Below are 1077 nucleotides of genomic sequence, written 5' to 3' on the forward strand. Positions count from 1 at the left end.
CCCGGCTCATCGACGACGCGTACGCCGGCCTCGACGGCGAGGGCGACGCCCCCGAGTCGCTCCCGCTCGGCGTCTGCGACGACTCCGACGAGGAGTGAGTCGCGCGGCGTCCGGCGAGGCGTTCGCGAGCCGCCGCGCCGGGTTCGGCCGGCCCCGTTCTCGCCGCTGTCTCGCACCGGCTCCTCCTCGCCCTCACTCCTCGTAGGGCCACCGCCCGCCCGTCTTCAGCTCCTCGACGTACCCCTCGTCGATGGCGTCGCGGATCGACTCCCGCGAGCGGTGTTCCGCCTCGATCTCGCCGGTCGCGAACCGGTAGACGGCCGCGGCAACGAGCGTCGCCACCTCCCGGAGGTCCCGCGAGTCGAGCTTGTCGAGGGTGTCGGCGTGGGTGTGTCCCCAGCCGCGACCGGACTGGTCGCTCGTCGTCGAGGCCATCACGGCCGGGATCCCCTCCTGGACGAACGCCCACTGGTCGCCGTGCGGCGATATCGTCTCGCCGGTCGTCAGGGGCGCGTCGAACGCGTCCGCGACCGCCTCGAACGTCGAGCGCATCCCCTCGAACCCGTTGGTGCCGACGCGGAGGTTCCGCGAGCTACAGGCGCCGTCGAGGTTGACGACGCAGGCGATCGCCGCTTCCGGGGTCGTCCCGGCGGTGTGGTACGCTCCCCACAGTCCGATCTCCTCCGAGCCGAAGGTGACGAGGCGCACCCGCGTGTCGAGGTCGTCCTCGACGGTCGCGAGGAGGCGACCGACCTCCGCGACGAGCGCGGACCCCGCGCCGTTGTCGTTGGCGCCGTCGCTCACGTCGTGGGCGTCGACGTGGGCGGTGAGGTACACCGCCTCCTCGGTGTCCGGCCCGACCTCCGCGACCGCGTTCACCGAGGTCGTCGGCTCGTTCCGGCAGTCGACGTCGAGCGAGACGGTCGGGCGATCGTCCGCTGTGGCGCCGTCAGCGTCTGCCGCCTCGGCCAGCCGCGAGAGGCGGTCCCCGACCTCTTTCGAGACGCCGACCGCGGGGATCGGGCCGGGCCGGTTGTGGTACCCGATCTCGCCGGTCGGCGGGAGCGCGCCCTCGAT

General features: G+C 73.3%; 1 protein-coding gene. It reads right to left on the reverse strand.

Translation table 11 applies throughout. The features are described 5' to 3' along the window. Positions 1-192: 192 nt before the first annotated feature. Positions 193-1077: M28 family peptidase (locus tag U4E84_RS18485; protein ID WP_322533515.1), on the reverse strand; the 885-nt coding region annotated here is incomplete at its 5' end.

The sequence above is a fragment of the Halorubrum sp. AD140 genome, assembly GCF_034497445.1.
Lineage (GTDB): Archaea > Halobacteriota > Halobacteria > Halobacteriales > Haloferacaceae > Halorubrum.